Source organism: Syntrophothermus lipocalidus DSM 12680 (assembly GCF_000092405.1).
Taxonomy (GTDB): Bacteria; Bacillota; Syntrophomonadia; order Syntrophomonadales; family Syntrophothermaceae; genus Syntrophothermus; species Syntrophothermus lipocalidus.
In genome coordinates this window covers 936,002-961,501 of sequence record NC_014220.1, presented here as the reverse complement: position 1 = coordinate 961,501, position 25,500 = coordinate 936,002, and the positions used below count along the sequence as shown (strand labels likewise).

The following is a 25,500-nucleotide window of genomic DNA, read 5'->3' as shown; positions in this document are numbered from 1 at the left end:
AGGGGGATCGGACTTGTTGGGGGTTTTTTACGGAATAGGGGTAGGGAGCGGGGACCCGGAACTCTTAACTTTAAAGGCTTGTAAGACCCTTCGTTTGCTTGATGTGCTCATAACACCGGTTACCGCCGAAGAAAAAGAAAGCCTCGCCTACAATATCGTCCGCGATTTGCTAAACCACAATGTTGAAGTTCTTTTTCGCCGCTTTCCTATGTCAGAAGATCCTGCCATCTGGCAAGAATCCGCGGCTGCGGTAGCCGAAGAAATCAGGATTCTCATTGGAAACGGCAAGAATGTCGGTTTTGTGACCTTGGGGGATCCCATGTTCTATTCTACGTACGTGTATCTCTTGCAAGAACTGAAACGCCGGGGCATAGACGCCCAAACCATACCGGGCATCAGTTCGGTAACAGCTGCCTGTTCGAAAACCGGAGTATCCCTGGCCGAGAAGAACGAACGAATAGCAATCGTGCCTGCGGTGTACGCTCATACTGATATCCAGCCTATTCTCGACGCCTTCGATACCGTGGTCTTCATGAAGGTTAAAGGCGATTGTTCATCTTTGATAGAAAGGCTTGAAAGAGCGGGCATGAAGGAAACAGCGGTTTTTGTCTCTCGCCTGGGGTTAGACAATGAACAGATCGTGTATGACTTAGATGAGATTCGGGGTTGTAATGTCAACTATTTGTCCTTAATAATAGCGCGCAAAAAGAGGTGAATACATCTTGACCTTTTTAAAATCTCCGAGCAGTATCGAACAGAAGAGCTTCGAAATCATCCGGAAAGAACTGGGGCAACGCTCTTGGACCGAGGCTGAAACCAGAATAATCACCAGGATGATTCATACTACCGCCGACTTCACCTTTGCCGACATAACCGAAATAAGTCCAGGAGCTATTGAGGCCGCGGTTACTGCGCTTAGATCAGGATGCCATATCGTAACCGACACCAATATGGCCAAGGCAGGGGTTAACCGTAACATGTTGGAACGGTTTGGAATCGGAGTCTCGTGCTTCATCGACCTGCCGGAAGTAGAAGAAACAGCCCGTAGCCTAGGTATTACCCGGGCTATGGTGGCCATGCGGGCTGCCTCAGATGATCCCCGTAACCGGATCTTCGCGGTGGGTAACGCGCCCACTGCCTTATTCGAACTTATTTCTTTGCATGAACAGCAAATGATCAATCCGGCGGTAGTAATTGGAGTCCCGGTGGGGTTTGTTGGAGCTACCGAAGCCAAAGAAGCCCTCCGCCATACGTCAATCCCTTACATCATTACTAGGGGGCGCAAAGGAGGTAGTAATGTGGCCGCAGCCGTCGTTAATGCGCTTTTACATTTGGCGTCAAACGGCGAGGTCGAACCTCAGGTATGAATCATTACGTTACGGTAAATGGACGAAAGCTCAGAAAGGGTTATACTACGGGCTCTTGCGCGGCAGCGGCTGCCCAGGCCGCCACCAGGATGCTCGTGACCGGAGTACCGCTGGAAACCATTGAAATCGAGGTGCCGGCTGGAATTAAGCTCCAGCTTGCGGTGGACAACGTCATCATACAGCCTGATTGGGCTATGTGTTCCGTGCGCAAAGACGGGGGAGATGACCCCGATGTTACAACCGGTCTCGACGTTTTCGCCAAGGTGTCCTTTGCTGTCCACGCGCGGATCGACATCTACGCCGGCGAAGGAGTCGGCGTCGTAACCAAGCCGGGGTTAGGTATCGCCGTCGGGGAACCAGCCATTAACCCGGTTCCTCGCCGTATGATACTGGATGCGGTTAGGACCGAGCTGCCACCAGGTCAAGGGGCAGATGTCACTATATTCATTCCGGGCGGAAAAGAAGTCGCCGAAAAAACCTTTAACCCCCGTTTGGGAATTGAGGGGGGACTGTCCATTTTGGGTACCACCGGTATAGTGGAACCCATGTCAGAGGAAGCCCTGAAAGAAGCCTTAATCCTTAAGGTCAAGGTCCTTGCAGCCAGTGGCTGCAAACAAGCGGTATTAGTCCCTGGAAAATACGGGGAAAAATTCGCGACTACCAAACTGGGCTTACCTCACGAGATGGTGGTTATATCCAGTAACTTTATCGGTTCCCTGCTCGATTCCTGCCTTGAACAGGGATTCGAGGACTTGCTAATAGTCGGTCATATCGGCAAGCTGATAAAGATAGCAGGAGGCATATTTCACACCCACAGCCGGGTGGCTGATGCCAGGATGGAGATATTATCTGCCTTCGCTTCTTTGCACGGTGCTGACAGGGATACAATAGCTCAGTTGCTGGACTGTCCCACCACTGATGCAGCTTTAGATATCATACGAGAACGGGGCCTCGAGGGCGTTTACCAGTTCGTCGCGGAACGCGTCAGCGCGAGGTGCAGGCAAAGACTTCAGAGTCGCGTTAGCGTGGGAACGATAGTTTATGCAGGGAAAGAGAGCCTTCTAGCAATGGATACTGTTGGCAAGCAACTCTGGGAGGAGTTTTTACATGTCTAGCCTGTTCGTAATAGGTATGGGTCCGGGCAATCCCGACTATATCTTGCCCGTAGCTTTCAAAACTGCAAATAAGTGCGACGTGCTGGTAGGGGCTCGCCGGTACTTGAATCTCTTTGATAAGCCTCAAGGCCACCTCATAGAACTCACCGGTAACCTCGAGCCGGTCTTGTTGTCCGCAGAAACATGGTATAAACAAGGCAAACGAGTCGGGTTCTTAGTATCGGGAGACCCCGGCATTTTCAGCCTGCTGCCCCTGTTGAAAACCCGTTTTCCGGACAACGATATAGAGGTGATTCCGGGCATAAGTTCTGTCCAGTACCTGTTTGCCAAACTGAAACGTTCATGGCATGATTGCGAGGTTGTAAGCATGCACGGACGCCAAGATGTTGATCTGTTGTCCAAGGTCAGGAATACGAGGCTGTTGGCGGTCCTGACCGACAACTCAAATACCCCGTCTGCCATCGCCCGAAGTTTGGTCCGGGCGGGGCTCAAAGACAAAAGGATAACCGTCGGCTCTCGTCTGTCTTGGCCTGGCGAGCTCATAATTACAGGTTCTCCCGAGTTGATTAGCCAAGTGGATTTTGACGGGATGTGCGTGGTTGTGATCGAAGATGAGTAACAGTGAAGAAAAAATTATGACCCCGGGAATACCGGACGATATGTTCGTGAGAGGCAACGTGCCTATGACTAAGGCCGAGGTGCGAACCATCGTTCTCAGCAAGCTGCGGTTGAAAAATAATTCAGTGGTGTGGGATGTAGGAGCAGGCACGGGATCTATTTCGGTAGAAGCTGCCCTGAGCGCAGCCAAGGGTACAGTTTATGCCGTGGAATATCGTCCTGAAGCCGTCGAACTGATCCGTTCCAATCAGGTAAAGTTCGCGGCCAATAACCTGTCTATCGTTGCCGGCAGAGCTCCGGAAGCTTTGCTCGCTTTGCCCTCGCCGGACCGGGTGGTAATAGGTGGAAGCGGGGGTGAACTGGCTGCCATATTGGAGGTTGTAAAGAACAGGCTCTGTCCGGCTGGGGTAGTTGTACTGACCTGCGCAACCGTGGAAACCCTTTACCACAGCTTGAATTGCCTGCGCGAAATGGGATTTCACGGGATAGAAGGGGTAGGGGTCACTATCACCCGCTTGAAATCGCAAGGCAGGTATCACATGCTGGAAGGTTTGAACCCCGTATTTATTGTATCGGGAGTCCAGTCCACTTAACCCGCTAGTGATAACAAATACCCTTATGACACCCTCGGTGTCGCCACTAGATATGCGAAAATGTCTGTCTTTTTTAAGTCGCCAGGCATATCAGTGTTCATCTGCCCGGCACTCAGCTCAAGCCTTGATTAGTGAATAGCGTTGTCAGAACAAGCTGGCATATTGCAATTTCGGCCAGCTGAGTGCCGGGTCTGTGTGAATCTATGACCAGATTTTCGGAACAAACTCCCATGACACCTAGCGGTGTCACCACTAGAGGATGAAAATACTTGCGTAGAGAGCTTCTTCGAGGAGTGTTAGCCGGCTCGCTCCAAGACTCCTCGCCTGCCTAACACTCCTCTGTGGTTGTACATTTCAGGTATAATCAGTGTAAATCTGTGTTAATCCGTGTTCATCAGTGGCTATTTTCGAAACAGGAAGGGTCGAAAAACATGAAATTAGGTAAGGTGTATTTTGTCGGGGCGGGGCCGGGAGACCCGGAGCTGATAACCGTCAAAGGGAAAAAAATTATCGAGCAGGCCGACGTAATCGTGTATGCGGGCTCACTGGTCAACCCGTCGGTACTGGCGGACCGCAAACCGGCATCGATTGTGTATAACAGCGCCCACATGACCCTGGAAGAAATAATCCTGGTCATGGAACAAGCTGTTAAAAAGGGCTCAGTGGTAGCCAGGGTTCATACCGGCGACCCCAGCATATTCGGGGCGATAAGAGAACAGATCGAATGCTTACGGGAAAGGGGAATCCCTTTTGAGGTAGTCCCAGGTGTAAGCTCGTTTTTGGGGGCGGCAGCAGTTATGAACCTGGAGTACACCGTTCCCGGCGTATCCCAGACCGTAATCCTCACCCGAAAAGAAGGCAGGACGCCGGTCCCGCCCGGACAGAGCCTAGCAGAACTCGCCACCCACCGGGCTTCTACGGTCATATTTCTCAGCACCGCCATGATCGACGAAGTAGTCCAAGAACTCACAAAAGGGTATCCCCTATCAACTCCGGCAGCAGTGGTTTATAGGGCTACCTGGCAGGATGAGCTTATTATAAGGGGCACGCTGGCTGACATCGCAACTCGCGTCGCGGATTCGGGGATTGAAAAAACGGCCCTTATACTGGTAGGTGATTTTTTGGGGGACTATTATGGGCGCTCTGAGCTTTACCATCCCGGGTTTACACATGGCTTTCGCCGGAGCAAGAGTACGCCCGAAGGGAATGAAGCGTGATGGAGAGTAGACCGGCCCATGTCATCGCTCTCAGCGAACCCGCGGCTAATGTGGCCAGAAAAGTAAGGCAGGTGCTGGCAGATGGAGGCCAAACCGTGCGACTCCACCTTCCCTCCCGTTTTGCCCGAAGGGAGGAAGGCGAATCCCCGATCAACGGGGATTTTAAGGCACTAATGGCAGAGAGCTTTGGCAACGCCTCTTGCATGGTATTTGTTACTGCGGCTGGCATTGCCGTCCGGGCTATTGCAGGCGAGATTAAAGACAAGAAGACTGACCCGGCAGTCCTGGTCATCGACAACCAAGGCCAGTTCGTCATCAGTCTACTGTCTGGTCACTTAGGGAAAGCCAATGAAATAGCCCGCAGACTGGCAGCGGCCCTGGGGGCAACGCCGGTTATCACCACTGCCTCCGATTCCCTTAAGATTCCTGCGCTTGACGAATTAGCCGTGTCCCGAGGTTGGCGCGTTGAAAACTGGGATGAGGTAAAGCAGGTGATGGCTGCGATGGTCAACGGGGACAAGGTTCTGGCAATGGTCGATCGCCTTCACTACCTGGAACAATTAGAATTCCCGTCCAATGTCAAGGTTGTACCTGTATCAGAAAGCACAGATACCGCTTCATTCGCCGCGGCGTTCGTCATCAGTACCCGTGCCAACCTCCCCCGATTCTCAAACCCAGTGCTCGTTATCCGTCCCTGTACTGTCATCGTCGGAGTCGGGTGCAGGCGGGGTATATCGAAAGACAACATCGTGTTCGCGATACGCGAAAGTCTGAAAGCAGCCGATCGCAGTCTCTCAGCAGTCAAGTGTTTGGCGACCATCGAGCTTAAACGCTACGAGACTAACCTCGTAGAAGCTGCTGCCGATTTAGGGCTGCCCCTGGAGTTCGTGACAGCCGAGGATATTGCTCGGGTGGAGAAAAGGTTCTCGTTTTCCCGTTTGGTTAAATCCAAGGTGGGAGTAGGATCTGTTTGTGAACCGGCCGCATACCTGTCAGGTCGCGAACCTGAGCTCGTACTCGGAAAGACGGTATACGGCGGAGTCACGGTAGCGGTCTTTGAAGAAACGCCGCATGATGCCAATAATCGGAATTCGGAAGAAGGACAGATGCCATGAAAAAACAAGGCGAGATACTGGTTGTAGGCCTGGGTTCGGGAAGCGAAGACTCTTTGACCCAAGAAGCGCGGCAGGCCATCGAGGAAAGCGACGTAATAATAGGGTACAAAACTTACACGGCCTTGATAGCCAACCTCACTGCCGGCAAGAAGGTAATAAGCTCGGGAATGCGCAAGGAAGTAGATCGCTGCCATCAAGCATTGGACCTGGCAGAGGCCGGTTGCAAGGTAGCCCTGGTCAGTAGCGGAGACCCGGGGATATACGGAATGGCAGGTATAATGCTGGAAGTTGCCCAAAAAAGAAATCGACACATACCTATCCGGGTAGTGCCCGGGGTGACCGCGGCCAGCATCGCAGCGGCGGTTTTAGGAGCGCCTTTGATGCACGATTTCGCAGTCATAAGCCTGAGTGATCTTCTCACCCCTTGGGAAAAGATCCGCCTCCGGCTCGAGCTATGTGCCCAGGCCGACTTGATTATTTGCCTGTATAACCCCCGCAGCCACGGCCGTACCCAACAGTTGACGAAAGCGTGGCAGATATTGTCGAAATACAAAAAACCGGAAACCCCTGTCGGCATAGTAAAGAATGCAGGCCGGTCCGATCAGAAAGCCGACCTGACAGATCTCGGCTCCATGCTTTCCGTAGACACTGATATGTCATCCGTTATCATTATTGGCAATGAATCGACCTATATCGCCCACGGAAAAATGATAACACCACGGGGGTATGTCCTGTGATCCTGGTCTTAGGGGGCACAACCGAATCCCGGGAGGCAGTCGCAGGGCTTGTCGATGCCGGATTCCAGGTCTTGGTATTGGTCGCCACCGAGTACGGTCGAAAAGCCTTAAACTTTGCTGACAAGATCGAAGTAATAGCCAAACCTTGCGGCCTGTCAGACCTGCTGGATCTGATTGAAAACCGCGGCATTCGGGCGGTGGTGGATTGTACCCACCCCTTCGCCGCCCAGGTCTCCCACACCGCCATGCTGGCCTGTGACCGTACGGGAATAAGCTATATCAGGCTGGAAAGAGAAACCCTGAAAGCTGCTGACTACCCCGGAGTGATGAGGACTCCGGATTTCGAGGCTGCGGCCCGATTAGTAGCGAGCCTTGAAGGTACGGTTATGCTCACCATTGGAGTCAAGCACCTGCCCATCTTCATAGATAAAAGATGCGAGCCAAACCCGCGGCTGGTAGCGAGGGTGCTCCCTCACCCTGATTCAGTAGCCAGATGCCTTGCCTGCGGCTTGGCTCCAGAGGACATAGTGGCCCTTAAAGGCCCCTTCAGCGTTGATTTTAACCGGGCTTTGTTTATCGAGTACGGTGTTACCGCGGTTGTTACTAAAGAAAGCGGAACTATTGGAGGAACGGATGCGAAGCTCGAAGCCGCCGCCCAGCTCGGCATAAAGTCTGTCCTGATTGAACGCCCGCGCCTAAACTACTCGGTAGTAGCCGACACGGTTCAAGACGTCATCTGCTACCTGTTCAACCAGGGGTGTTCAACCAAGGGGACGGCCCTTGTCGACGACAAGGCAACCGCCCCCTTGGTCCGGCAATCCCGGCACTAGTCCCGGTTAAACAGGATAAGGAAAAGGATCAGTATCAGTATCAGCCAAGGGAACTGGTATCCGTGATCGAACCCGAAATTCTCTTTGTCCATCCGCTTCCCTCCCCCCGCTTTTGGTAATAGAATATGCGGGGTGAAGAGGTTTGGTCACACCGCGCGAAACCAGGTGGTAGGTCTCAAACTGCCCGGATTCGCTTGAGGGTTTCGACATCACGCGCAATCCCCGAGTACTCTGTTTCTAGGATGAATGGAAGCTGGCGCAAGAGAGGATGGTGACAGAGAAGAGCAAATCCATTCTCTCCGATGTTACCCTGTCCGATATGGGCGTGACGGTCTTTCTTGGAGCCAAGACCGCCTGCGCTGTCGTTGGCGTGAACCAGTCGGACCTTGTCTGTTCCGACAAGTTCGTCCATCTCCCTAAGCGTGCGTTCCAGCCCTCCGGGATCAACGATGTCGTAACCTGCGCCGTACAGGTGACAGGTGTCGAGGCATACCCCGACTTGGGGAGGACGACCCAACTCCTCCAAAATCTTCGCCATCTCTTCTAGGTTTCGGCCGATTTCAGTACCCTGGCCGGACATGGTTTCGACCAAGATCCGGGTATTACCCTCGTAGTCGGTCAAAACCCGATGTAACAAGGCCACCAGCCTCGCAGTAGCCTGACCCGGAGAAGACACCGTGTAGGCCCCCGGATGTAACACCAGGTAATCGGCTTTGATGAGATCGCAGCGGGCAAGATCTTCGGCTATAACGCGGTAAGCCAGTTCATATATCTCTTCTTTGGCTGCGGCTGGGTTGCATATGTACGGGATGTGGACCACCACAGGAGAGATGTCGGCCTTTTTCGTGTTTTCGATGAAATACTCGATCTCTTCCTCTGTCAGTTCCCTCGCCTTCATCCCTCGAGGGTTGCGCAAAAAGATCTGTAATGCTTCTAAACCCATAGCCTGAGCCTCGTCGACCGTGTGTTTCAAGCCTTTGGCCACGGGTAGATGAGCCCCTACGCGTGGAAAATGCTCCATGTCAAAAAGCCCCCTCTATATGCCTTATCTCAGGTTGGCCGGTATTCAGTTCAACCGCGACAACATCGAACAATATCCGGCGGTATCTATTTCGGCTCTCTTGCGACAAATAAACCAAAGCGCTGCGGCGTATTCTTTCGATCTTACGAGCGGTTATAGATTCCTCGGGATAACCAAAAGCCTTCGTGCTCTTGCTCCGAACTTCCACGAACACTATGTCATTGCCCTTCTCACACACAATGTCTAGCTCTCCGTACAAGGTTCGATAGTTACGGGCAATTATCCGGTACCCCTTTTTTGCGAGATACTCTGCCGCCATTTCTTCCGCTTGACAACCGATGCGTCGTTTCATCCTGCCTGCCTCCCCGAGTTTCAGCGAACATCCCTCCTGTCTAGGCGGTAAACAAAAGCCAGTATCTCTGCCACCACCTGGTAAAGCTCAGGAGGAATTTCTTGGTATATATCCAGCATCGCCAGGTATTCCACCAGTTGTGGGTCTTCTTTTATAGGTACCCCGGACTCCCGCGCCAGTTCTATTATTTTCTCAGCCAGCAGCCCCCTGCCTTTAGCGGTAACCACCGGAGCCTCGTGAATCTCAGGGTCGTAACGTAGCGCTACGGCTTTTGATTCCAGCCGTTCCTTCTCGTCCACTTCGTAATCCTCCTCAGCCTTCCACCGCTTTATACGACAATATCAATTCCCAGCCAACGCCGGGGTTCCTTGGCCCTTACTAAGCTCTGCTTCAAGGCCCGCTGCCTAGAATCTGCGACTTTTACCGTCCAACCCTTTATCTCAAACCCTAATCGTTCTAAACTCTCAGCAAGTTCAGGTAGTTGCGCCTGCAGGCGACTACCGACCTTATGGTTTTGGGCCACTGCCTGCAATACAAGGCTTTTCTGGGGATAATAAGTAACGTGGAAAAGAACCATGCCGAGAGTGCCAGTTGACAAAGACAGAACCAGGCTGAACGCATCTTTTTCAGACCTTCGTTCCTGCTTTCCCGCCCCATCTTTCATCACTTTCAGTTCACACAAGTGGTAATCTTGGCCAACCATTACCGGAAATGCCAGGTAGAAAAGCAGTTGGGTGTTATCTCGAGGCAGATTGTTTAAAACGTTGAACAAATGCTGTCCTTCCAGCTCATAGCGGGCTACTTTCAGCTTGTTCAAGACATGTTCCACTGACCCGTTTTCCGTCTCAGGTAAAGAATTGGCAACTACCTGTTCTAGGGCGGCCAAGGCTCTAGTCGCATCCAGTTGGTTTTCCATCAATCTTTTTATCTCGCCAGGCAAAAGGCTACCCGTCTCCTCTATCTTGAGAGTGATGGCCTCCACCAAGCGGCTTATCATATCTTCCAAGAAGGGCAACGGAATTCCTGCGGTAACGGATGTAGGCCTGCCAGAGCTGACCTGGCCAGACCTTCCGTCACTCCCGCTCCGCCCGAGAGTAGTTACTTCCAGTGTTTTCTCTCCTTGAACCTTATCGCCCCAATCACCTTGTAGTATCTGAATTAGAGTGGGAGGGCTCGCGCTATTCTCCTCCTGAATCGCATTTTGTCCTTCTACAATAGCTTTCAGCCCGTCCCGCACCTCTGCCAACAAAAGCGCGAGATTGTTCTCAGAAGTAAGAAATCCCTTCAGGGCCAGCATGCGTTCAGGCAACACCTCGATGTTTCGGCTTACCATCCAGGCAGAAATCTCTTCCGTTCCCGCGTCTTCAGGGCCTAGAAAACTTGTAATCCGCAAGAGCCTGGTCAGGTTTTCGCGAGTTACTGGCAATTCGTTTTTAACCAGTTTGGCCGCCAAGCCTATAGTCCTATCGTCAGGCCTGATCCCGAGTTCATTCAAGGCGGAAACCAGCTTCTGCTGCTCCGGATTGGCCACTATCTCAGGTACAAGCACCCTGAGATGCACGTAACCTGGCCGCACTTCATTGACATACAAGCTAAGTTTTTGTCCAGGGAACAACGGGATCTCGGTCTGCGCCTCCAAACTCTTACCCCTGACCATTAGCTGAACCAGCCCGTTTCCCTTTACCGTCTCTACCAACCCCGTAACCAAGTCTCCCTGCCGCCAAGGGATGTTTGTTTCAAACAGCTGGGAATCAGTTTTTAAGAAAAGATTAGTCAAATAGTCTCCCTTGATGTGCATCTTCTTTCATCACCATCGATTTAATCGGCTCGAAGCTTATCCGGTGGATGGGGCACGGTCCCTTAACTTCTAAAGCCCGCAAGTGTTCGCGGGTGGCGTACCCCTTGTGACGGGCAAACCCGTAGCCGGGGTATACTTCATCCAGAGCTGTCATGATCCGGTCCCTTTCCACCTTTGCCAGAATCGAAGCACAGGCCACGGATATGCTGAGACTATCCCCTTTAACAAGAGGGGTTTGCGTCACCCCAAGTTCTGGGATCGGCCAACCATCGACAATGACATGTTCGGGGGGAATGGCCAGCCCTCCCAAAGCCAGTCTCATGGCCTCCCAGGTCGCGTTCAGGATGTTGATACGGTCGAGATACGGCGGAAAGAGTATCCCCACGGCCCAGGTAAGTGCGTTCTCTTTTATTTTATCGGATAGCCACTCTCTTTTTTTAGGCGGCACCTGCTTGGAATCATTCACTCCCGGAACTTCGAAATCAGGTGGCAAAATGACCGCGGCGGCCACGACCGGCCCTGCGATGGGTCCCCTCCCTACCTCGTCGGTTCCCGCCACCAAACGAATTCCCTTGGCATACAAGCCGTACTCGTATTCTTTCATATGCTGCAGCCGTTTGCGTTCATCGTCCGAAACCATAACCGGCCTTGCCTCCTGAGTTGAGCCCCACTTTTGCGTGATACGGGCTAGCTATTTACCTCATCAGGCAGGCGGTCCAAAGTCAAGCGCCCTAGACCACCTTTTCTAAAATCTTCGAGCACAGCCCGCGCCGTCTTGTTCAGGTCCACTGTTCCCCCTCTAAGGAAGAAGCCTCTTTTCCCACCTATTTCCTCAAGCAACTCACCCGGCTCCCCGTCCCAACTCTCCAGACGGTAGCGCTCCTTAAGCATCTCGGGCTTACGGTGTTTCAATACCGATATCAGGTAACAGGCCACTGCTTCATCCTCGTACGCCTTTTCGCCAACGACAGCGAGCAGGGCCAGTTTCGTTCCTTGCTCGTCGTTTTCTACTTTGGGCCACATTACCCCTGGAGTGTCTAAAAGCTCGATACCTTCCTTTATCCTTATCCACTGCCGGCCCCGAGTGACGCCTGGCACAGCACCGGTTTTGACCACCCTTTTCCCTGCCAGACTATTTAAAAAAGAAGATTTTCCAACATTGGGCAAGCCTGCAATCATAATTCGGGCGGGGCGCACGCGTTGGCGTTTCTCGAGAAGAGTCTTGGCCAGAGGGGCATATACGCGTTCAACCGCCCTCACCACATCGGGAAGGCCTTTGCCTCGAAGAGAATCGGCTGCCACTGCTCCAATTCCATTTTTTTGAAAAAAAGAGATGAACCTGCGGGTTTCTCTTTCATCTGCAAGGTCAGCTTTGTTAAGTACCTTGATGATAGGTTTTCCTCGCACAAGATGGGGTAGGTCTGGATTAGTAGTGGATAAAGGGGCACGGGCATCGACTACCTCGATTACCATGTCCACAACTTTGGCATTTTCTTGTATTTCCCTGCGGGCTTTTAGCATGTGACCAGGAAACCAGTTTACCGTCATTCTAGACCACCCTATCCTCGTACTTACCGTTAACAAAAAAGACTGGTTCTTGACCAGCCTTTAACCTTTGAGGTAATCCTTTCTTTCTTTGACCCTGGCCTTCTTGCCCATCCTTTCTCTGAGGTAGTACAGACGGGCCCTTCGTACCTTTCCGCGGCGAGACACCTCGATCTTGCTAACCCTGGGTGAATGTAAGGGAAACGTCCTTTCCACGGCTACCCCGTATGATACCCTGCGGACGGTGAAGGTCGAGCTCATGCCCCCTCCCCTCTTTCTAATCACAGTGCCTTCAAAAACCTGGATTCGCTCCCGTCCACCTTCAACTACTTTGACATGAACTTTAACTGTATCGCCTGGCCGGAAATCCGGTAGGTCTTTTCTCATCTGTTCTTCTTCGATGGCTCTGATGATGTCCTGCACCTTTCTCGCCTCCTTCCGCACGGCGTTCTTTTCTGGTAGAACCAGCAGCGGACCGCCGTTAGTCACAAATGGAATTATATCACAGGGCATGGCCAATAACAATGGCCCTACTCACCTGTCACCCAGCAGTCGATCCAGAATAATTGCCACCGCACTTCTTACCGACAGGTGGTTGTAGGAACTGCCAGCGGCAATCGGCTCGAGAATAAAATCGGTTTCCATCATCAATTCCCTAGCCAGGCCCCAGCCGGTACCAAAAAGAACGACGTAAGTCCCGGTTTGGGCGGCCATCTCCTCTCGAAGAGCTCCGTAGCCCACCGTGTTTGGATACACCCGAGCATCTGTCGCAACAGTTTTCGGTGCCCGGCCGGTTTCCCGGGTAATGGTTTCTAAAACTTCTTCGAGCGAAGATGCCAACCTGACTATCCGAAACGCCTCCTTGCGATCAGGATTATACTCTCCCCCATAACCGCGCTGCCAATAATCGAGAATCTGCCCGGCGAGCTCCCTTTGCGTTGCAAGTGGATGCGCCAAAAAAAACCCGTCTACTTCATAGGTCCTGGCAACCCGAGCAATGTCGTGGATGTCAAGGTTGGTAATAGAAGTGGTAATAACCTCCATTTTCTTGTTATATACCGGGTAGTGCAGTAGAGCTATGTATACCTTGGACTTTCTCACCCTTCATCCTGCCCTTCTCGCGAAAAAAGGATCTCTTCCAGGAGCTCTCGTTCTTCCGGATCGAACTCCCGTTGTAGCAGGAGGTCCGGCCGTTTCAACAAGGTCCTTTTTAAACTCATCTTCTTCCGCCAGCGACGAACAGCCTGGTGGTCCCCAGAAACCAGCACCGGAGGCACCTCCAGCCCGGAAACAACCCGAGGACGGGTATATTGGGGATACTCTAAAAGACTAGATCCAAACGATTCCTCGGTGTGAGCCTCATCTGAGCCCAACACTCCTGGAACCAAACGCACCACCGCGTCGGTAACCACCATAGCCGGTATCTCGCCCCCGGTCAAAACATAGTCACCGATAGAGATTTCTTCGTCAATTACCGCTTGGCAGCGCTCATCGATGCCTTCGTAATGCCCACACAGCAAAATGAGATGAGCACGAGCCGCCATTTTCTTGACTAAAGCCTGGTTCAATACTTCCCCTTGAGGGGTCAGGTATACAACCCTGCAATCTGGTGACCTAAGGGCTTGGACCGCCCGGATGACAATATCCGCTTTGAGTACCATCCCTGCCCCGCCTCCGTAAGGGTAGTCATCCGCCTGGCGGTGCCGGTCCAGAGCAAAATCCCTGAGGTTGACCAGGTTTATCTTTACCAGCTTCTTCTCCTGAGCCCGCTTTATGATACTGCTGCCGAAAGGCGATTCGAACATCTCGGGAAAAAGCGTAAGTATATCAATCCGCACTGTCCTCATCCCCTTCGTCAATCAACCCGGGGATAAGCCTGACTTCGACCCGTCCTTCCTCTAAACGTATGTCCCGAACCACCTGCTTTATCGCCGGGATTAGGACCTCCCCAAAAGGTCCTCCTTGAACTACGTATACGTCATTGGCCCCGGTTTGAATCACGTCGGTGATGGTTCCTAAGAACCCTCTGGTATCGTCGTACACCTCCAGCCCTTTGAGCTGGAATATGTAGTAGCAGTCCTCGGGTAACGGAAACACTTCTGATGGCGGTACCTTGAGGTAAGCTCTAACCAGACAGCGGGCTTGTTCTCTGGTGTCGATCCCGCGGAACTTGAAGACCATAAAGTCACGTAGAGGAGATACAGCCTCTATGGTTAACACTTCCACGTTATCCCCTTGTTGTACCAGGACTTCCTTCATCCCGTTAAACCGCTCGGGGAAATCGGTCAGCGGTCTTACTTTCAGCTTACCCTCGGTTCCAAATGTACCGCACACCTCGCCGACGGTAATCAGGTCCTTCGTCATTTTCTAGCCCCACCATCTCCTACTTAAGTAGGGTCTACCTTATGATCTCTACCACTACCCGTTTGCCTTCTTTGGCAGCAGCGGCTTTAGCTAATACCCGAATCGACTTGGCTATCTTGCCCTGCTTCCCTATCACTTTACCCATGTCGTCGGGAGCAACCCGCAGTTCGATAATTACCGACTTTTCGCCTTCTATCTGCTTAACCTCCACCATCTCTGGGTTGTCGACCAGCGACTTGGCAATAAGTTCCACCAGATCTCGCACTGAAACCACCCCCTGCATTTATCTGGCCTTTCGGGTCTCGTTAAACTTAGCTAAAACACCCACCTGTTTCAGAAGCGATCTAGCGGTGTCAGAAGGCTTCGCTCCATTTGCCAACCACTTAAGCGCCTTCTCCTCATCGATACTTATCGTAGCCGGCTTGGTCGTAGGGTCATAATAACCTATTTCCTCGATAAAGCGACCATCGCGGGGAGACCTGGCATCCGCCACCACTACCCGATAAAACGGATCCTTCTTAGCCCCCATCCTTTTTAACCTGATCTTAGTAGCCACTAACTTCACCTCCTCGTGCTGATTCACTCTTTTAAAACGGCAAGCGTAAACCTTTTCCCTTTTTCTTGCCGCCTTTATCGCTGAACTGCCTCATAAGTTTTTGAGACTCTTCAAAGTGCTTCAACAGACGGTTAACGTCTTGAACCCTTGTACCGCTACCCTTGGCTATTCTCTTCTTACGACTGCTGTTCAGCATAGTCGGGTTCAAGCGTTCTTCCGGGGTCATCGATTTTATGATAGCCTCGATCCTGCTAATCTCTTTTTCATCAATGTCGGCAGTTTTAAAGCCCTTTAATTGCTTCAAGTTTCCAAAACCAGGTATCATCGCCAATAGGTCTTCTAACGGTCCCATAGACCGGACTTGCTGTATCTGATCCAAAAAATCTTCCAAAGTAAACTCCTGCTGTCTGATTTTTTTCCCGAGTTCCCTGGCTTTTTTTTCGTCTATGCTGGCTTGGGCTTTTTCCACCAAGCTCTGAACATCGCCCATGCCGAGAATACGCGAAGCCATGCGGTTAGGATAGAAAGGTTCCAGATCCTCTAGCTTTTCGCCTACCCCGGCAAACTTGATAGGACAGCCGGCTACTGCTTTAACCGAAAGCGCCGCTCCGCCTCGAGTATCACCATCCAACTTAGTCAGAACCACCCCTGTCAATCCCAGCTGTTCATTAAAAGAGCTAGCCACGTTTACAGCATCCTGGCCGGTCATGGCATCTACTACCAGAAGTATCTCGTGCGGGTTCAAAGAGGATTTTAAATCTTTGAGCTCGTTCATGAGTTCCTCATTGATGTGCAATCTTCCCGCAGTGTCGAGGATTACGATGTCGCGGCCGTTGGAACGAGCGTATTCGAGAGCAGCTCTCGCTATGTTGACCGGGTTTTCTTGTCCCATCGAAAAAACCGGGCAGTTGCATTTTTCCCCCAGTACCTGAAGCTGTTTGATGGCAGCTGGCCGGTAAATATCAGCTGCAACTAAAAGCGGCCTCCGCCCCTGGGCCAAAAGGCTGCGTGCAAGCTTGGCACAGGTCGTCGTTTTTCCGGTTCCCTGCAGTCCCACCATCATTACTACGGTCGGTGGCTTGGCGGCCAAATTGAGCTTAGTCTGGTCTCCTCCCATCAATTGCGTCAATTCTTCGTACACTATCTTAACCACTTGCTGCCCGGGAGTCAGACTCTTCAAAACCTCCTGCCCCACCGCCCTCTCTTTCACCCTGGCCACGAAGTCCTTAACCACCTTGTAGTTTACATCGGCTTCCAGCAATGCCAACCGAACCTCGCGCATAGCCAGGTTTACATCCTCTTCAGTCAGCTTGCCTTTACCCCTGAGCTTCCTGAAGGTTTCCTGTAACCGGGTTGATAAACCTTCAAAAACCATTATCCCTCTCCTCCGCTACCTGCCATTCCCCAGAACCTCTTCCAATAAAGTTAAGGCACGTTTCTTTCTATGGTCGTCCCCGGCGACCTCCATTTCTTTCAATAACCTGTAAACCTCGGTCAGTTGCTGCCGCTCACCCATGAATTTACCCACCAAACCCAAGCGTTGTTCATAGTGCTCCAGAGCCTTTTCTGCCCGTTTCAGTATATCATAGATTGCCTGTCTGGATACGCCGAACTCGGCCGCAATTTCCCCCAGCGACCAGTCATTTTCGTAATGTAACTCCACGATCCGCCGCTGTTTGTCGGTCAAAAGCGGTCCGTAAAAATCGAACAACCAGGCCATTCTTTCTATTTTCTCTAGCACTGTGCTCCTCCAGTGTAAAGTATATTTACTTTACAGCTTGTAATTGTAAGGCTTGATAATGTATTTGTCAAGAACGGCAAACCAAAATTTGTTATCGTTGTGTGATATTGTTTTCTCAACAGCAGGCTCGCAGCCGCAGATCAAACGCAGATCAAACAAAAAGCGGAAACGGTCCCCTGCTCTTTAATGGAACCAGAACCGTTCCCGCCTCATGCTTACAACCGCCTGCTAACCGGTCACCGCCCCCTAGTGGTAACTCCACTCCTACTGGTACTGGCTACGGGTCTTGAAAACAACCATTCCTGATGAGGAGGTTGTTAAACCACCTGGCATGCTCAGCTTCGTCAAGGAGAGCATCAAGAAAAGCTTTCTTAACTAAGTGTCGTTTATTACAAAAATAGTTCGCCTTATAGAACTCGTAAGCCTCCTGTTCATCGTTAAACGCTTTCGCCAGGCCTTGACAGTAGCTCGCGGGCTGGTCAACGTCCGGCTCAGGGTAGCTATAGGTACATCCAGTTAGCCGACAGTACACGGCCTGGAAATTGTTCAAGTGCCTTTTTTCGTCTTCTCTTATGCCGAATATCAAATCTCTTTGAACTTGGTCAGGGGTTAGTTCGATAAGATACGTATAAAACTTGATAGCTGCAGCTTCACCCCGAATTGCTTCTTGTAAGGCCTTGTCAGTTTCCTGACAAGCAACATCCTCATAAGAGGGGCACCTCAAAGGTTTGTACATCTGGCAAGCCTCCCTTCGATAACTGTACTCAATATAGTCTATGCTGCATCGAGAAATCGGTTCTTATTGCGACGATTTCCATAACGCTCGAGAGCCTGCCACGGGGTCTTAGCAACTACCGTGTTACACGAGTAGAAAAACAGATAAAAGCCGGGCGTCAAAGACCCGGCTTCATCCACATCATGGTTATACTGCTACCGAACTGCCTACTTAGCAAGCTGGTAAGTGTCGCGGGCGATGACCAGTTCCTCATTGGTCGGAATGACGAAGATCCTGACCTTGGAGTCGTCCGCTGCCACGTCTACCTCTTTACCTCTAACTTTGTTCTTTTCTGGATCCAGCTTAATGCCAAGGTAATCCAGGTTCTTACAGATGTTTTCGCGCATATCTATGCCATTTTCCCCGACACCGGCAGTAAACACCAAACAGTCACACCCGTTCAGTTGAGCAATGTAATTTCCGATGTAGCTCTTAACCCTAGTGTAGTACACATCGAGTGCCAACTGAGCCTTTTCGTTGCCGGCAGCCGCCGCTTCCTGGATGTCTCTCAAATCGTTTGACACGCCGGAGAGACCCAGCATCCCGGATTTTTTATTCAGGTAGTTATTCACTTCAGAAGTAGAAAGATTGAGTTTTTCCATGATAAAGAATACTATGGCCGGGTCAATGTCCCCACACCTGGTCCCCATTACCAGACCTTCCAGCGGGGTGAATCCCATAGAAGTGTCAATGACTTTACCGTCCATGATCGCGGCCATGCTGGCTCCATTGCCGAGGTGTAAGGTAACTATCTTGCACTGCTCGTACGGTTTACCCAGCAAATCGGCAGCACGGTGAGAAACGTAGAAGTGAGAGGTCCCGTGGAACCCGTACCTTCTTACTTTATACTTTTCATAAAGCTCGTAAGGCAAAGCGTACATGTAGTTCTTGGCCGGCATGGTCTGGTGGAAGGCGGTGTCAAACACGGCCACGTGCTTAATATTGGGCATCAATGCTTGGCAAGCTTCAATCCCCATGAGGTTGGGCGGATTGTGAAGGGGAGCAATATCAAAGCATTCCCGAATTACTTGTTTTACGCGGTCATCAATAACAACGGAATAGGCAAAAGCTTCACCCCCGTGGACTACCCGATGGCCCACAGCCCCGATTTCATCCATGCTCTTGATGACCCCGTACTCGGGATGTACGAGAACCTCCAGCACGAGTTTCATGCCTTCGGTATGGTCTGGCAGGTCTTTCTTTATGACTACCTCGTCCTTACCCACAGGCTCGTGTTTGAGAACTGTCCCCGGAATTCCTACCCGGTCCAACAACCCCTTGGCTAGGACCGACTCATCGGTCATATCGAGTAATTGATACTTAATCGATGAGCTCCCGCAGTTTACAACCAATACCTTCATTACTCAAACCTCCCTAACAAAATTCTCCTCTTAAATAAGTATCTACCTAGTTATTGAAAACTAGCTAATGCCCACCCCCTCAACTCCTCCTTGCGGGATGGGATGTTATGCCCGCACAGCAGTCATTGCCACTACGTTGACAATATCCTCGACGCTACATCCCCGAGATAGGTCGTTCACCGGTTTGGCAATACCCTGGAGTATCGGGCCAATAGCCTCTGCTTTGGCCAGCCTCTGTACCAGTTTGTAGCCTATGTTGCCGGCCTGGAGATCAGGGAAGATCAAAATGTTACAGTACCCCGCTACCGGGCTCCCCGGAGCTTTGGAAGCACCAACCTTGGGAACCAGCGCCGCGTCGGCCTGGAACTCCCCATCCACTTGCAGGTCTGGGAACCTGGTTTTGGCAATTTCAGTAGCTTTTGCTACCTTGTCGACCAGTTCATGGCTGGCGCTACCCTTGGTAGAGAAAGACAACATGCCTATCTTAGGTTCTTTTATCCCACAGAGATTAACCGCAGTGCTAACCGAGGCAGCAGCAAACTCTGCCATCTGTTCTGCGGTCGGGTTGGGAGTAACCGCACAGTCGGCAAAAACAAAGACCCCGTTATCTCCGAACTCACAGTTAGGTACGATCATTATGAAGGCTCCAGACACCGAAGATATTCCAGGAGCAGTCTTGATTATCTGGAGAGCTGGCCTCAGAACGTCACCAGTCGTGTTCTCGGCCCCTGCTACTTCGCCATCGGCCTTGCCTGACTTAACCATCATAGATCCAAAGTACAGGGGATCAGCCATCAGGGTTTCAGCCTTTTCCGGGGTCATGCCTTTGTCTTTTCTCATCTCGTAAAAGTCCTGCACAAAGTCCTTGAAGAAAGGAGCTTCTGCCGGATTGATAATCTCGGCTCCGCTGAGGTCTACCCCCAGGCTGTCAGCTAGCCCTTTGACTGCTTTCGGATCACCCAACAGGATCGGATTCGCTATCTTTTCTTTGATTAGAATGGGCACTGCTCTGAGAGTCCTCTCTTCCGTCCCTTCGGGCAACACGATAGTCTTGGCCTTAGCTTTTGCCTTCTCTTTGATTTGATCCAAAAGATTCATCGCTCTTCCTCCTTTATTTTCTTATACTTGTTTTTATAGATAGCCGGAACCCCAGCCCAAAACCGCCCTCAACCGGAGACTTGTTAAGATTATCACATGGTAACGCGTAATAATCCTTGAACTCAGGATTTGCAGGTGTATCACGACCCTGTTATCCTGGTAATAACAACCACAAACCAGGAACCGATTGGTTCCGCCGAAGAGGAGGATACCCTTGTCAATCGTAGGGATTGTAGCAGAATACAACCCTTTCCATAACGGGCACCTCTACCATCTCGACCAAGCCCGCATGGCAACCGGAGCCGAAGCAGTAGTATGTGTCATGAGTGGAAATTTCGTACAAAGAGGAGAACCAGCTATAATCGATAAATGGGCTCGTGCTGAAATGGCTTTACGATGCGGAGCTGACCTCGTGTTCGAATTACCTTTCTGTTTCGCGGTCCGCAGCGCATACAACTTTGCCCTGGGAGCGGTACAAACCCTAGACCGGACAGGGGTGGTTACCCATATATGTTTTGGAGCGGAAACTCCGGACTTACCGCTATTGCAGCAAATCGCATTCATACTCTCAGAAGAACCGGAGGAATTCCGAACCCGCCTGAAAGCCTTGCTTGACCAAGGTCACAACTATCCTTTAGCTCGAGCCTCAGCTGTTTCCTCTTATTTAAGTTACCATACCCGAACCTTAGATCCCAACCAGGTTCTAACTACCATGATGGGACCCAACAACATACTGGCCATAGAGTACTTGCGAGCCTTACGAGAGACCAAAAGCTCTATCGTTCCTGTCCTGGTCCCGCGTGTCGGTTCGGGATATCATGACACCAGCCTCACTTCGTACGCCAGCGCTACCGCCATCCGCGGCGCTTTTTCTGACCCTAATTGGGATAAGCTGGTAAAACCATACTTGCCATCCCCAAGCCATGAAATCCTTTTACGCGAGATCGACCAAGGAAAAGGCCCGGTTCAAGAAAAACACCTCGAACCTGTTCTCTTAGCCCTCCTAAGACGCATGACGGCTTCGGAGCTAGCTGCCATCCATGACATTACAGAAGGATTGGAGCACCGCATCAAAAAAGCTGCTCGCCAATCAAACAGCCTGATACACCTGAAAAACCTTGTCAAGACCAAGCGTTATAACCTAACCCGCATTAACCGCATCCTGCTATATGTGCTGTTCAACCTGACTAAAACCAGAGCAGCAAGCTTCGATGAAACGGGCCCGGCTTACTTACGTCTTTTAGGTCTTTCTCCATCTGGACAAAAAATCCTTCTTAAAATAAAAAGTAAATGTAGAATTTTATTAATAAATAGAGTAAAAACAGTAAATAAATTACTTTCTCCACAATCACACCCGGTGGCCCGTGATATGTTTGACCTCGATGTGCTGGCCACCGATATATACTCTTTGTTTTTCGCAGAAGCCCAGCGCCAGGGAGGTCGGGACTACACCGTGTCTCCGATTCGCATACGATAGGCTGCCCGTCTACGTAACCTTCCCGCGTAGCCCCGGCTCAGGCTTCGCCCCACCCTCAAACATTTACAGCCCTTTTTATCTCGTCCAGTCTTTCCAGCACCGCTTCCCGGCCCCTTTGAATACACTCCTCGGCCCGGTCAAAACCGCTGGAACTTATATGTCCCAGCTTAGGTTGAACCAGTATATCGGCCTGGGGTTTGACCAGCCCGGTAAAAATCTGCCGCTCTAAAAGGTCTATCGATGCCAAGATGACGTGAATAGCATTTCTTATCCGGGGTTGCGCGGCTTCCGCAAAATTCACGTCTACAGCGATAACGCGTTCTGCTCCCATGTCGCGAGCTGTTTCTATAGGTAGCCGGCTTGTAACCGCTCCGTCTACCAACAGCCTCCCTTCGTATTCTACCGGGACAAACACCCCTGGTATTGCTATACTGGCTCGAACCGCTTCGCTCACCACCCCCCGGTTTAGAACCACGCTTTCGCCCGTAAGTATGTCTGTGGCTACCACCGCCAGAGGTAAGCTGAGCTCTTCGAAGCTTTTCCCCTTGGTTAGCAGATGAATAAACTCCTGTACTTTCTTACCATTGATGAAACCCATTCGAGGAACACCAATATCGAGCAGCATGTTGACATTCAAGTTGACCGCTAACTTGGCCAGTAGATCAAGGTCAGCCCCGGCTGCAAAAACGGCCCCGACTAAAGCTCCCATACTGCTGCCCACAATGAAATCGAAAGGTATCCTGTGTTCTCTCAAGACCTGCAAAACCCCGATGTGGGCCAATCCCCTTGCACTCCCAGCTCCCAGCACAAGTCCCACCCGTGGTCTGCTCTTTTCGCATGACAAGTCTTGCTCCGTCATATTCTCAGCTCACCTCCGTCTTCATATATTTCTAAGAGGTTCACGTTCAAGCAACTTCCCTAAACCCGCGTAGCTTAACCGGCTTGGCTACCGAAAGTCAATCCCAGTCCTTCAGGTACTCTTGGCAACCGACTTGCCAGGTTCGCGGCAGGCGGTCAGCACCATACTTTTTAGCAAGTGATTGGTCAGCAAAGCGGTTCTGCGGAAATCTGAGTCTCGCGAGGTGTTAAACCTTTGAGTTACTGGTACGTCCCGTTTGGGATCATCGTGACTGTTTTACTAGCTGGTTTTATGATAATCAACCCAACTCTTACCATCAAGTCCGCTGCCGACGGAATAGATCTTTGGTTTCGCCTGGTGCTCCCGGCCCTGTTTCCGTTTTTCGTTGCCAGTGAATTGCTGGTTCAGTTTGGGTTCGTCCGTTTGTTGGGTTGGCTTTTAGAACCGATTACCCGACCGTTCTTTCGCCTGCCGGGTGCCAGCTCGTTCGTCATCGTTATGGGATTCACCTCTGGGTTTCCGGTTGGAGCCTTCCTCACTCGCAGGTTACTGGAAGAAAAGTTGCTCAATATCAAGGAAGCAGAAAGACTAGTTTCGTTCACCAACAACGCCAGCCCGCTTTTCATTTTAGAGACAGTCGCGGTTGGAATGTTTGGATTGCCCGAAGCGGGATACATTCTGGCAGGCAGCCATTACTTGGCAAATCTGACCGTAGGCTTCATCTGGGGACGAATGGCCAGTGACTCCAGCGAAAAAAGTAACTCCCCCGGGCCTCAGAACCAGGATCGACAAGCTTCTTTACTCCAAGTGTTGCGGACTTGTCAAAACAGTCATACGAGCATCGGAAAAATTATGGGCGACTCTATCCGCAAGGCCATAGCCAGTGTAGTCGGCGTTGGCGGGTTTATCGTTATGTTCTCGGTTATTACCAGGATGCTGCAGGCTTTGGGTTTTATCGACCTTATCGCGAAGTTCCTGCAACAGGCGGCCGTTGGTTTGCATCTTCCATACTCACTGGCCTATGGTCTCAGCATCGGCCTGTTCGAAATGACGCTTGGAACCAAATCCATCACGTCGTCGGAAGCCTCCCTTTTGCAACAGCTGGTAGCAGTCAGTGCGGCTATGGCCTGGAGCGGCATATCCATCATTTCCCAGGTCATGAGCATAGTCTCTGGAACGCCCATCCGGCTCTCTTTCTATCTGCGCTCCCGACTCCTCCAAATGCTTCTGGCCTCTGTTTTTACCTACGTGGCCTACCATGTTATTTTGACAAAACGCCTGGTCGAGGTTTTTCCTCGCAGCCTATTGATGTCCCCAGTTCACTATAACCCGTCGGTAGGGGCTTATCTTTTCCCCTTGTTGGCAGCAGGTATCGTATTATTGTTCGCTTGCCTTTTGTCAGGTGTGGTTAAGTATGCAGTTTCCCGCCAACGTTAGGTAAAGAAGATTGACTTTATCGGCAGGACTTTCTGTTTGTGACGTAGAAGTACTGATGCGATGACCATACCAGAATGGGGAGGGAGTGTAAACATGTTCGATCACTTGAGAGAAAAGATCCGGGATGTTCCGGACTTTCCAACGCCAGGGGTAATTTTTAAGGATATCACCACTTTGTTGAAAGACGGGCCAGCTTTTAAAGAAGTCATTGACACTTTGGTTGAACGTTACCGGCAACGGGGGATAGATGCGGTAGTGGCTATCGAGTCCCGAGGCTATATCTTCGGAGCCCCCTTGGCTGCAGCCTTAGGGGTAGGACTGATTCCGGTTCGCAAGATGGGCAAGCTACCTGCCGAAACCATCAGCGCGACGTATGAATTAGAGTATGGAAAAGAGACGGTCGAGATGCACCGCGATGCTATTCTTCCCGGGCAGAAGGTTCTAATCGTCGATGACCTTTTGGCAACGGGTGGAACGGCGAATGCGGCTAAGTCGCTGGTAGAGCAACTCGGAGGTAAAGTAGAAGGCTTTGCCTTTCTGATTGAACTCACATTCCTGAAAGGGCGAGACAAGTTAACAGGTTATGATGTGTTCACGATGATCACGTATTAGTCCTATGGGAGGGAAATATATGGAAAAAAGAGCTGATATCGGAGTTTTTGGAGGATCCGGGTTTTACCGCATGGAAGGGGTAGAAGAGATAAAGATCGATACCCCGTTTGGAGCTCCTAGCGACAAAATAACCTTGACTACCATCGGTGGCAAACGGGTGGCATTCCTGCCTCGCCACGGCAAGGAACATCAACTCCCACCGCACATGATTAATTTTCGGGCCAACCTCTGGGCCATGAAAGAGCTGGGAGTCACCCGGGTAATAGGTCCCTGTGCCGCGGGAAGTCTTCAACCCCACATCAAACCTGGAGACTTCGTGATCTGCGACCAGTTTGTGGATCGCACGCGTGGTCGGAAAGACACCTTCTATGATGGTCCTATAACCACGCATATTTCGACTGCAGACCCATATTGTCCCGAACTACGGGAACTTGCGATAAGGGAAGCAAGAAAACTCGGTATCACGGTTCACGAAACGGGAACGGTCGTGGTCATTCAAGGCCCGCGGTTTTCGACCCGAGCGGAAAGCAAGTGGTTCTCCAGTCACGGCTGGGAAGTTATCAACATGACCCAGTACCCTGAGTGTGTGTTAGCCCGAGAACTCGGAATGTGCTATGTGAATATCTCCTTAATCACCGACTATGATGTCGGCTTAGAAGGAAATCCCGACATCGCACCCGTCACTCACGAGCAGGTCATCGAAGTGTTCAAACAAAACAACGACAAACTCCGTACCCTGCTCCACGGGTTGATAGCCGCCATACCCGATGAACCAGGATGCAACTGTTACCGTCACTTACTGGATGGAAGGCTGAACTGAATCATTGCTTAAAGCCTTAAGAACTCAGCAGGTTCTACGTTTTACTCCCAACCAAGTCTCATAAACCCTTCCTCACAGGGCAACAGAGGAAG

General features: G+C 51.2%; 31 protein-coding genes. 13 read left to right on the top strand and 18 right to left on the bottom strand.

Going from position 1 to position 25,500, the window contains the following annotated elements:
• Positions 1-13: 13 nt before the first annotated feature.
• The 9 genes from cobI (at position 14) to cobK (ending at position 7,592) form a co-directional block, all read left to right on the top strand.
• Positions 14-715: a precorrin-2 C(20)-methyltransferase gene (gene cobI, locus SLIP_RS04570; protein WP_041432725.1), complete on the top strand. Its 702-nt coding sequence runs from the start codon at positions 14-16 to the stop codon at positions 713-715.
• A gap of 7 nt (positions 716-722) precedes the next feature.
• Positions 723-1,367, top strand: coding sequence for a precorrin-8X methylmutase (locus tag SLIP_RS04565; protein WP_013175107.1), 645 nt, complete (start codon positions 723-725; stop codon positions 1,365-1,367).
• On the top strand, positions 1,364-2,482 hold the full coding sequence (gene cbiD, locus SLIP_RS04560; RefSeq protein ID WP_013175106.1) for a cobalt-precorrin-5B (C(1))-methyltransferase CbiD: 1,119 nt from the start codon (positions 1,364-1,366) through the stop codon (positions 2,480-2,482). The genes SLIP_RS04565 and cbiD overlap by 4 nt, the downstream gene beginning before the upstream one ends.
• A complete protein-coding gene (cbiE, locus tag SLIP_RS04555) occupies positions 2,475-3,101 on the top strand; it encodes a precorrin-6y C5,15-methyltransferase (decarboxylating) subunit CbiE (protein ID WP_041432723.1) in 627 nt (208 codons plus the stop codon). Before cbiD ends, cbiE begins: the two co-directional genes overlap by 8 nt.
• On the top strand, positions 3,094-3,693 hold the full coding sequence (cbiT, locus tag SLIP_RS04550) for a precorrin-6Y C5,15-methyltransferase (decarboxylating) subunit CbiT (protein ID WP_242649123.1): 600 nt from the start codon (positions 3,094-3,096) through the stop codon (positions 3,691-3,693). Before cbiE ends, cbiT begins: the two co-directional genes overlap by 8 nt.
• Before the next feature lie 431 nt (positions 3,694-4,124).
• On the top strand, positions 4,125-4,910 hold the full coding sequence (gene cobM / locus SLIP_RS04545) for a precorrin-4 C(11)-methyltransferase (protein WP_013175105.1): 786 nt from the start codon (positions 4,125-4,127) through the stop codon (positions 4,908-4,910).
• On the top strand, positions 4,910-6,025 hold the full coding sequence (locus SLIP_RS04540; RefSeq protein ID WP_013175104.1) for a cobalt-precorrin 5A hydrolase: 1,116 nt from the start codon (positions 4,910-4,912) through the stop codon (positions 6,023-6,025). The genes cobM and SLIP_RS04540 overlap by 1 nt, the downstream gene beginning before the upstream one ends.
• On the top strand, positions 6,022-6,762 hold the full coding sequence (cobJ, locus tag SLIP_RS04535; RefSeq protein ID WP_013175103.1) for a precorrin-3B C(17)-methyltransferase: 741 nt from the start codon (positions 6,022-6,024) through the stop codon (positions 6,760-6,762). Before SLIP_RS04540 ends, cobJ begins: the two co-directional genes overlap by 4 nt.
• Complete coding sequence (cobK, locus tag SLIP_RS04530) at positions 6,759-7,592, top strand: precorrin-6A reductase (RefSeq protein WP_013175102.1); 834 nt, start codon at positions 6,759-6,761, stop codon at positions 7,590-7,592. Before cobJ ends, cobK begins: the two co-directional genes overlap by 4 nt.
• A 175-nt stretch (positions 7,593-7,767) precedes the next feature.
• On the opposite strand, the gene SLIP_RS04525 is transcribed toward cobK, so the two are convergent.
• From SLIP_RS04525 to pta, 17 genes are all read right to left on the bottom strand, one after another.
• Positions 7,768-8,613 (bottom strand): deoxyribonuclease IV, encoded by an 846-nt coding sequence (locus SLIP_RS04525; protein WP_013175100.1) that lies wholly within the window; start codon positions 8,611-8,613, stop codon positions 7,768-7,770.
• A 1-nt stretch (position 8,614) separates the two neighbouring features.
• Complete coding sequence (locus SLIP_RS04520; RefSeq protein WP_013175099.1) at positions 8,615-8,965, bottom strand: YraN family protein; 351 nt, start codon at positions 8,963-8,965, stop codon at positions 8,615-8,617.
• Positions 8,966-8,985: 20 nt separating this feature from the next.
• The gene (locus SLIP_RS04515) at positions 8,986-9,264 is read right to left on the bottom strand and encodes an EscU/YscU/HrcU family type III secretion system export apparatus switch protein (RefSeq protein ID WP_013175098.1); all 279 of its coding nucleotides are present in this window, start codon (positions 9,262-9,264) and stop codon (positions 8,986-8,988) included.
• A gap of 29 nt (positions 9,265-9,293) precedes the next feature.
• Positions 9,294-10,763: a flagellar hook-length control protein FliK gene (locus SLIP_RS04510; RefSeq protein ID WP_041432721.1), complete on the bottom strand. Its 1,470-nt coding sequence runs from the start codon at positions 10,761-10,763 to the stop codon at positions 9,294-9,296.
• The gene (locus tag SLIP_RS04505) at positions 10,735-11,403 is read right to left on the bottom strand and encodes a ribonuclease HII (RefSeq protein WP_013175096.1); all 669 of its coding nucleotides are present in this window, start codon (positions 11,401-11,403) and stop codon (positions 10,735-10,737) included. The genes SLIP_RS04510 and SLIP_RS04505 overlap by 29 nt, the downstream gene beginning before the upstream one ends.
• Positions 11,404-11,450: 47 nt before the next feature.
• Positions 11,451-12,311, bottom strand: a complete 861-nt coding sequence (gene ylqF / locus SLIP_RS04500) for a ribosome biogenesis GTPase YlqF (protein ID WP_013175095.1) — start codon at positions 12,309-12,311, stop codon at positions 11,451-11,453.
• A 60-nt stretch (positions 12,312-12,371) separates the two neighbouring features.
• On the bottom strand, positions 12,372-12,731 hold the full coding sequence (gene rplS, locus SLIP_RS04495) for a 50S ribosomal protein L19 (RefSeq protein WP_207635748.1): 360 nt from the start codon (positions 12,729-12,731) through the stop codon (positions 12,372-12,374).
• A gap of 111 nt (positions 12,732-12,842) precedes the next feature.
• Positions 12,843-13,409 carry an RNA methyltransferase gene (locus SLIP_RS04490; protein ID WP_013175093.1) on the bottom strand — a complete coding sequence of 189 codons (567 nt, stop codon included), beginning with the start codon at positions 13,407-13,409 and terminating at the stop codon, positions 12,843-12,845.
• On the bottom strand, positions 13,406-14,155 hold the full coding sequence (gene trmD / locus SLIP_RS04485; protein ID WP_041432719.1) for a tRNA (guanosine(37)-N1)-methyltransferase TrmD: 750 nt from the start codon (positions 14,153-14,155) through the stop codon (positions 13,406-13,408). The genes SLIP_RS04490 and trmD overlap by 4 nt, the downstream gene beginning before the upstream one ends.
• Positions 14,136-14,672, bottom strand: coding sequence for a ribosome maturation factor RimM (rimM, locus tag SLIP_RS04480; protein ID WP_013175091.1), 537 nt, complete (start codon positions 14,670-14,672; stop codon positions 14,136-14,138). The genes trmD and rimM overlap by 20 nt, the downstream gene beginning before the upstream one ends.
• A gap of 34 nt (positions 14,673-14,706) precedes the next feature.
• Entirely contained in the window at positions 14,707-14,937 is a 231-nt protein-coding gene (locus SLIP_RS04475; RefSeq protein ID WP_013175090.1) for a KH domain-containing protein, read from the bottom strand.
• Positions 14,938-14,955: 18 nt separating this feature from the next.
• Positions 14,956-15,228, bottom strand: a complete 273-nt coding sequence (gene rpsP / locus SLIP_RS04470) for a 30S ribosomal protein S16 (protein WP_013175089.1) — start codon at positions 15,226-15,228, stop codon at positions 14,956-14,958.
• Between the two features lie 31 nt (positions 15,229-15,259).
• Entirely contained in the window at positions 15,260-16,603 is a 1,344-nt protein-coding gene (gene ffh / locus SLIP_RS04465) for a signal recognition particle protein (RefSeq protein WP_013175088.1), read from the bottom strand.
• 15 nt (positions 16,604-16,618) lie between these two features.
• A complete protein-coding gene (ylxM, locus tag SLIP_RS04460; RefSeq protein WP_013175087.1) occupies positions 16,619-16,969 on the bottom strand; it encodes a YlxM family DNA-binding protein in 351 nt (116 codons plus the stop codon).
• 277 nt (positions 16,970-17,246) lie between these two features.
• Positions 17,247-17,705: a rubrerythrin gene (locus SLIP_RS11985; protein WP_013175086.1), complete on the bottom strand. Its 459-nt coding sequence runs from the start codon at positions 17,703-17,705 to the stop codon at positions 17,247-17,249.
• Between the two features lie 206 nt (positions 17,706-17,911).
• Positions 17,912-19,105, bottom strand: coding sequence for an acetate/propionate family kinase (locus tag SLIP_RS04450; protein ID WP_013175085.1), 1,194 nt, complete (start codon positions 19,103-19,105; stop codon positions 17,912-17,914).
• Between the two features lie 105 nt (positions 19,106-19,210).
• Entirely contained in the window at positions 19,211-20,203 is a 993-nt protein-coding gene (pta, locus tag SLIP_RS04445; protein ID WP_013175084.1) for a phosphate acetyltransferase, read from the bottom strand.
• A 214-nt stretch (positions 20,204-20,417) separates the two neighbouring features.
• Here pta and SLIP_RS04440 point away from each other — a divergent pair, with 214 nt between their 5' ends.
• Positions 20,418-21,680, top strand: coding sequence for a nucleotidyltransferase (locus SLIP_RS04440; RefSeq protein ID WP_013175083.1), 1,263 nt, complete (start codon positions 20,418-20,420; stop codon positions 21,678-21,680).
• 55 nt (positions 21,681-21,735) lie between these two features.
• On the opposite strand, the gene SLIP_RS04435 is transcribed toward SLIP_RS04440, so the two are convergent.
• Complete coding sequence (locus tag SLIP_RS04435; protein WP_013175082.1) at positions 21,736-22,539, bottom strand: patatin-like phospholipase family protein; 804 nt, start codon at positions 22,537-22,539, stop codon at positions 21,736-21,738.
• 234 nt (positions 22,540-22,773) lie between these two features.
• Between SLIP_RS04435 and ylbJ the strand changes: the two genes are divergently transcribed.
• The 3 genes from ylbJ (at position 22,774) to SLIP_RS04420 (ending at position 25,408) form a co-directional block, all read left to right on the top strand.
• On the top strand, positions 22,774-23,976 hold the full coding sequence (gene ylbJ / locus SLIP_RS04430; RefSeq protein WP_013175081.1) for a sporulation integral membrane protein YlbJ: 1,203 nt from the start codon (positions 22,774-22,776) through the stop codon (positions 23,974-23,976).
• 93 nt (positions 23,977-24,069) lie between these two features.
• Entirely contained in the window at positions 24,070-24,588 is a 519-nt protein-coding gene (locus SLIP_RS04425; protein ID WP_013175080.1) for an adenine phosphoribosyltransferase, read from the top strand.
• A 19-nt stretch (positions 24,589-24,607) separates the two neighbouring features.
• Positions 24,608-25,408, top strand: coding sequence for an S-methyl-5'-thioadenosine phosphorylase (locus SLIP_RS04420; protein ID WP_013175079.1), 801 nt, complete (start codon positions 24,608-24,610; stop codon positions 25,406-25,408).
• Positions 25,409-25,500 lie beyond the last annotated feature (92 nt).

Coding starts and splice junctions, on each gene's coding strand:
- SLIP_RS04510 (WP_041432721.1), bottom strand. CDS start 10,763: ATGCACATCAAGGGAGACTATTTGACTAATCTTTTCTTAAAAACTGAT.
- cbiE (WP_041432723.1), top strand. CDS start 2,475: ATGTCTAGCCTGTTCGTAATAGGTATGGGTCCGGGCAATCCCGACTAT.
- rimM (WP_013175091.1), bottom strand. CDS start 14,672: ATGACGAAGGACCTGATTACCGTCGGCGAGGTGTGCGGTACATTTGGA.
- SLIP_RS04520 (WP_013175099.1), bottom strand. CDS start 8,965: ATGAAACGACGCATCGGTTGTCAAGCGGAAGAAATGGCGGCAGAGTAT.
- SLIP_RS11985 (WP_013175086.1), bottom strand. CDS start 17,705: ATGTACAAACCTTTGAGGTGCCCCTCTTATGAGGATGTTGCTTGTCAG.
- trmD (WP_041432719.1), bottom strand. CDS start 14,155: ATGAGGACAGTGCGGATTGATATACTTACGCTTTTTCCCGAGATGTTC.
- SLIP_RS04505 (WP_013175096.1), bottom strand. CDS start 11,403: ATGGTTTCGGACGATGAACGCAAACGGCTGCAGCATATGAAAGAATAC.
- cobJ (WP_013175103.1), top strand. CDS start 6,022: ATGAAAAAACAAGGCGAGATACTGGTTGTAGGCCTGGGTTCGGGAAGC.
- cobM (WP_013175105.1), top strand. CDS start 4,125: ATGAAATTAGGTAAGGTGTATTTTGTCGGGGCGGGGCCGGGAGACCCG.
- SLIP_RS04450 (WP_013175085.1), bottom strand. CDS start 19,105: ATGAAGGTATTGGTTGTAAACTGCGGGAGCTCATCGATTAAGTATCAA.
- SLIP_RS04525 (WP_013175100.1), bottom strand. CDS start 8,613: ATGGAGCATTTTCCACGCGTAGGGGCTCATCTACCCGTGGCCAAAGGC.
- cbiD (WP_013175106.1), top strand. CDS start 1,364: ATGAATCATTACGTTACGGTAAATGGACGAAAGCTCAGAAAGGGTTAT.
- ffh (WP_013175088.1), bottom strand. CDS start 16,603: ATGGTTTTTGAAGGTTTATCAACCCGGTTACAGGAAACCTTCAGGAAG.
- SLIP_RS04425 (WP_013175080.1), top strand. CDS start 24,070: ATGTTCGATCACTTGAGAGAAAAGATCCGGGATGTTCCGGACTTTCCA.
- SLIP_RS04435 (WP_013175082.1), bottom strand. CDS start 22,539: ATGACGGAGCAAGACTTGTCATGCGAAAAGAGCAGACCACGGGTGGGA.
- cbiT (WP_242649123.1), top strand. CDS start 3,094: ATGAGTAACAGTGAAGAAAAAATTATGACCCCGGGAATACCGGACGAT.
- pta (WP_013175084.1), bottom strand. CDS start 20,203: ATGAATCTTTTGGATCAAATCAAAGAGAAGGCAAAAGCTAAGGCCAAG.
- SLIP_RS04540 (WP_013175104.1), top strand. CDS start 4,910: ATGGAGAGTAGACCGGCCCATGTCATCGCTCTCAGCGAACCCGCGGCT.
- ylqF (WP_013175095.1), bottom strand. CDS start 12,311: ATGACGGTAAACTGGTTTCCTGGTCACATGCTAAAAGCCCGCAGGGAA.
- SLIP_RS04420 (WP_013175079.1), top strand. CDS start 24,608: ATGGAAAAAAGAGCTGATATCGGAGTTTTTGGAGGATCCGGGTTTTAC.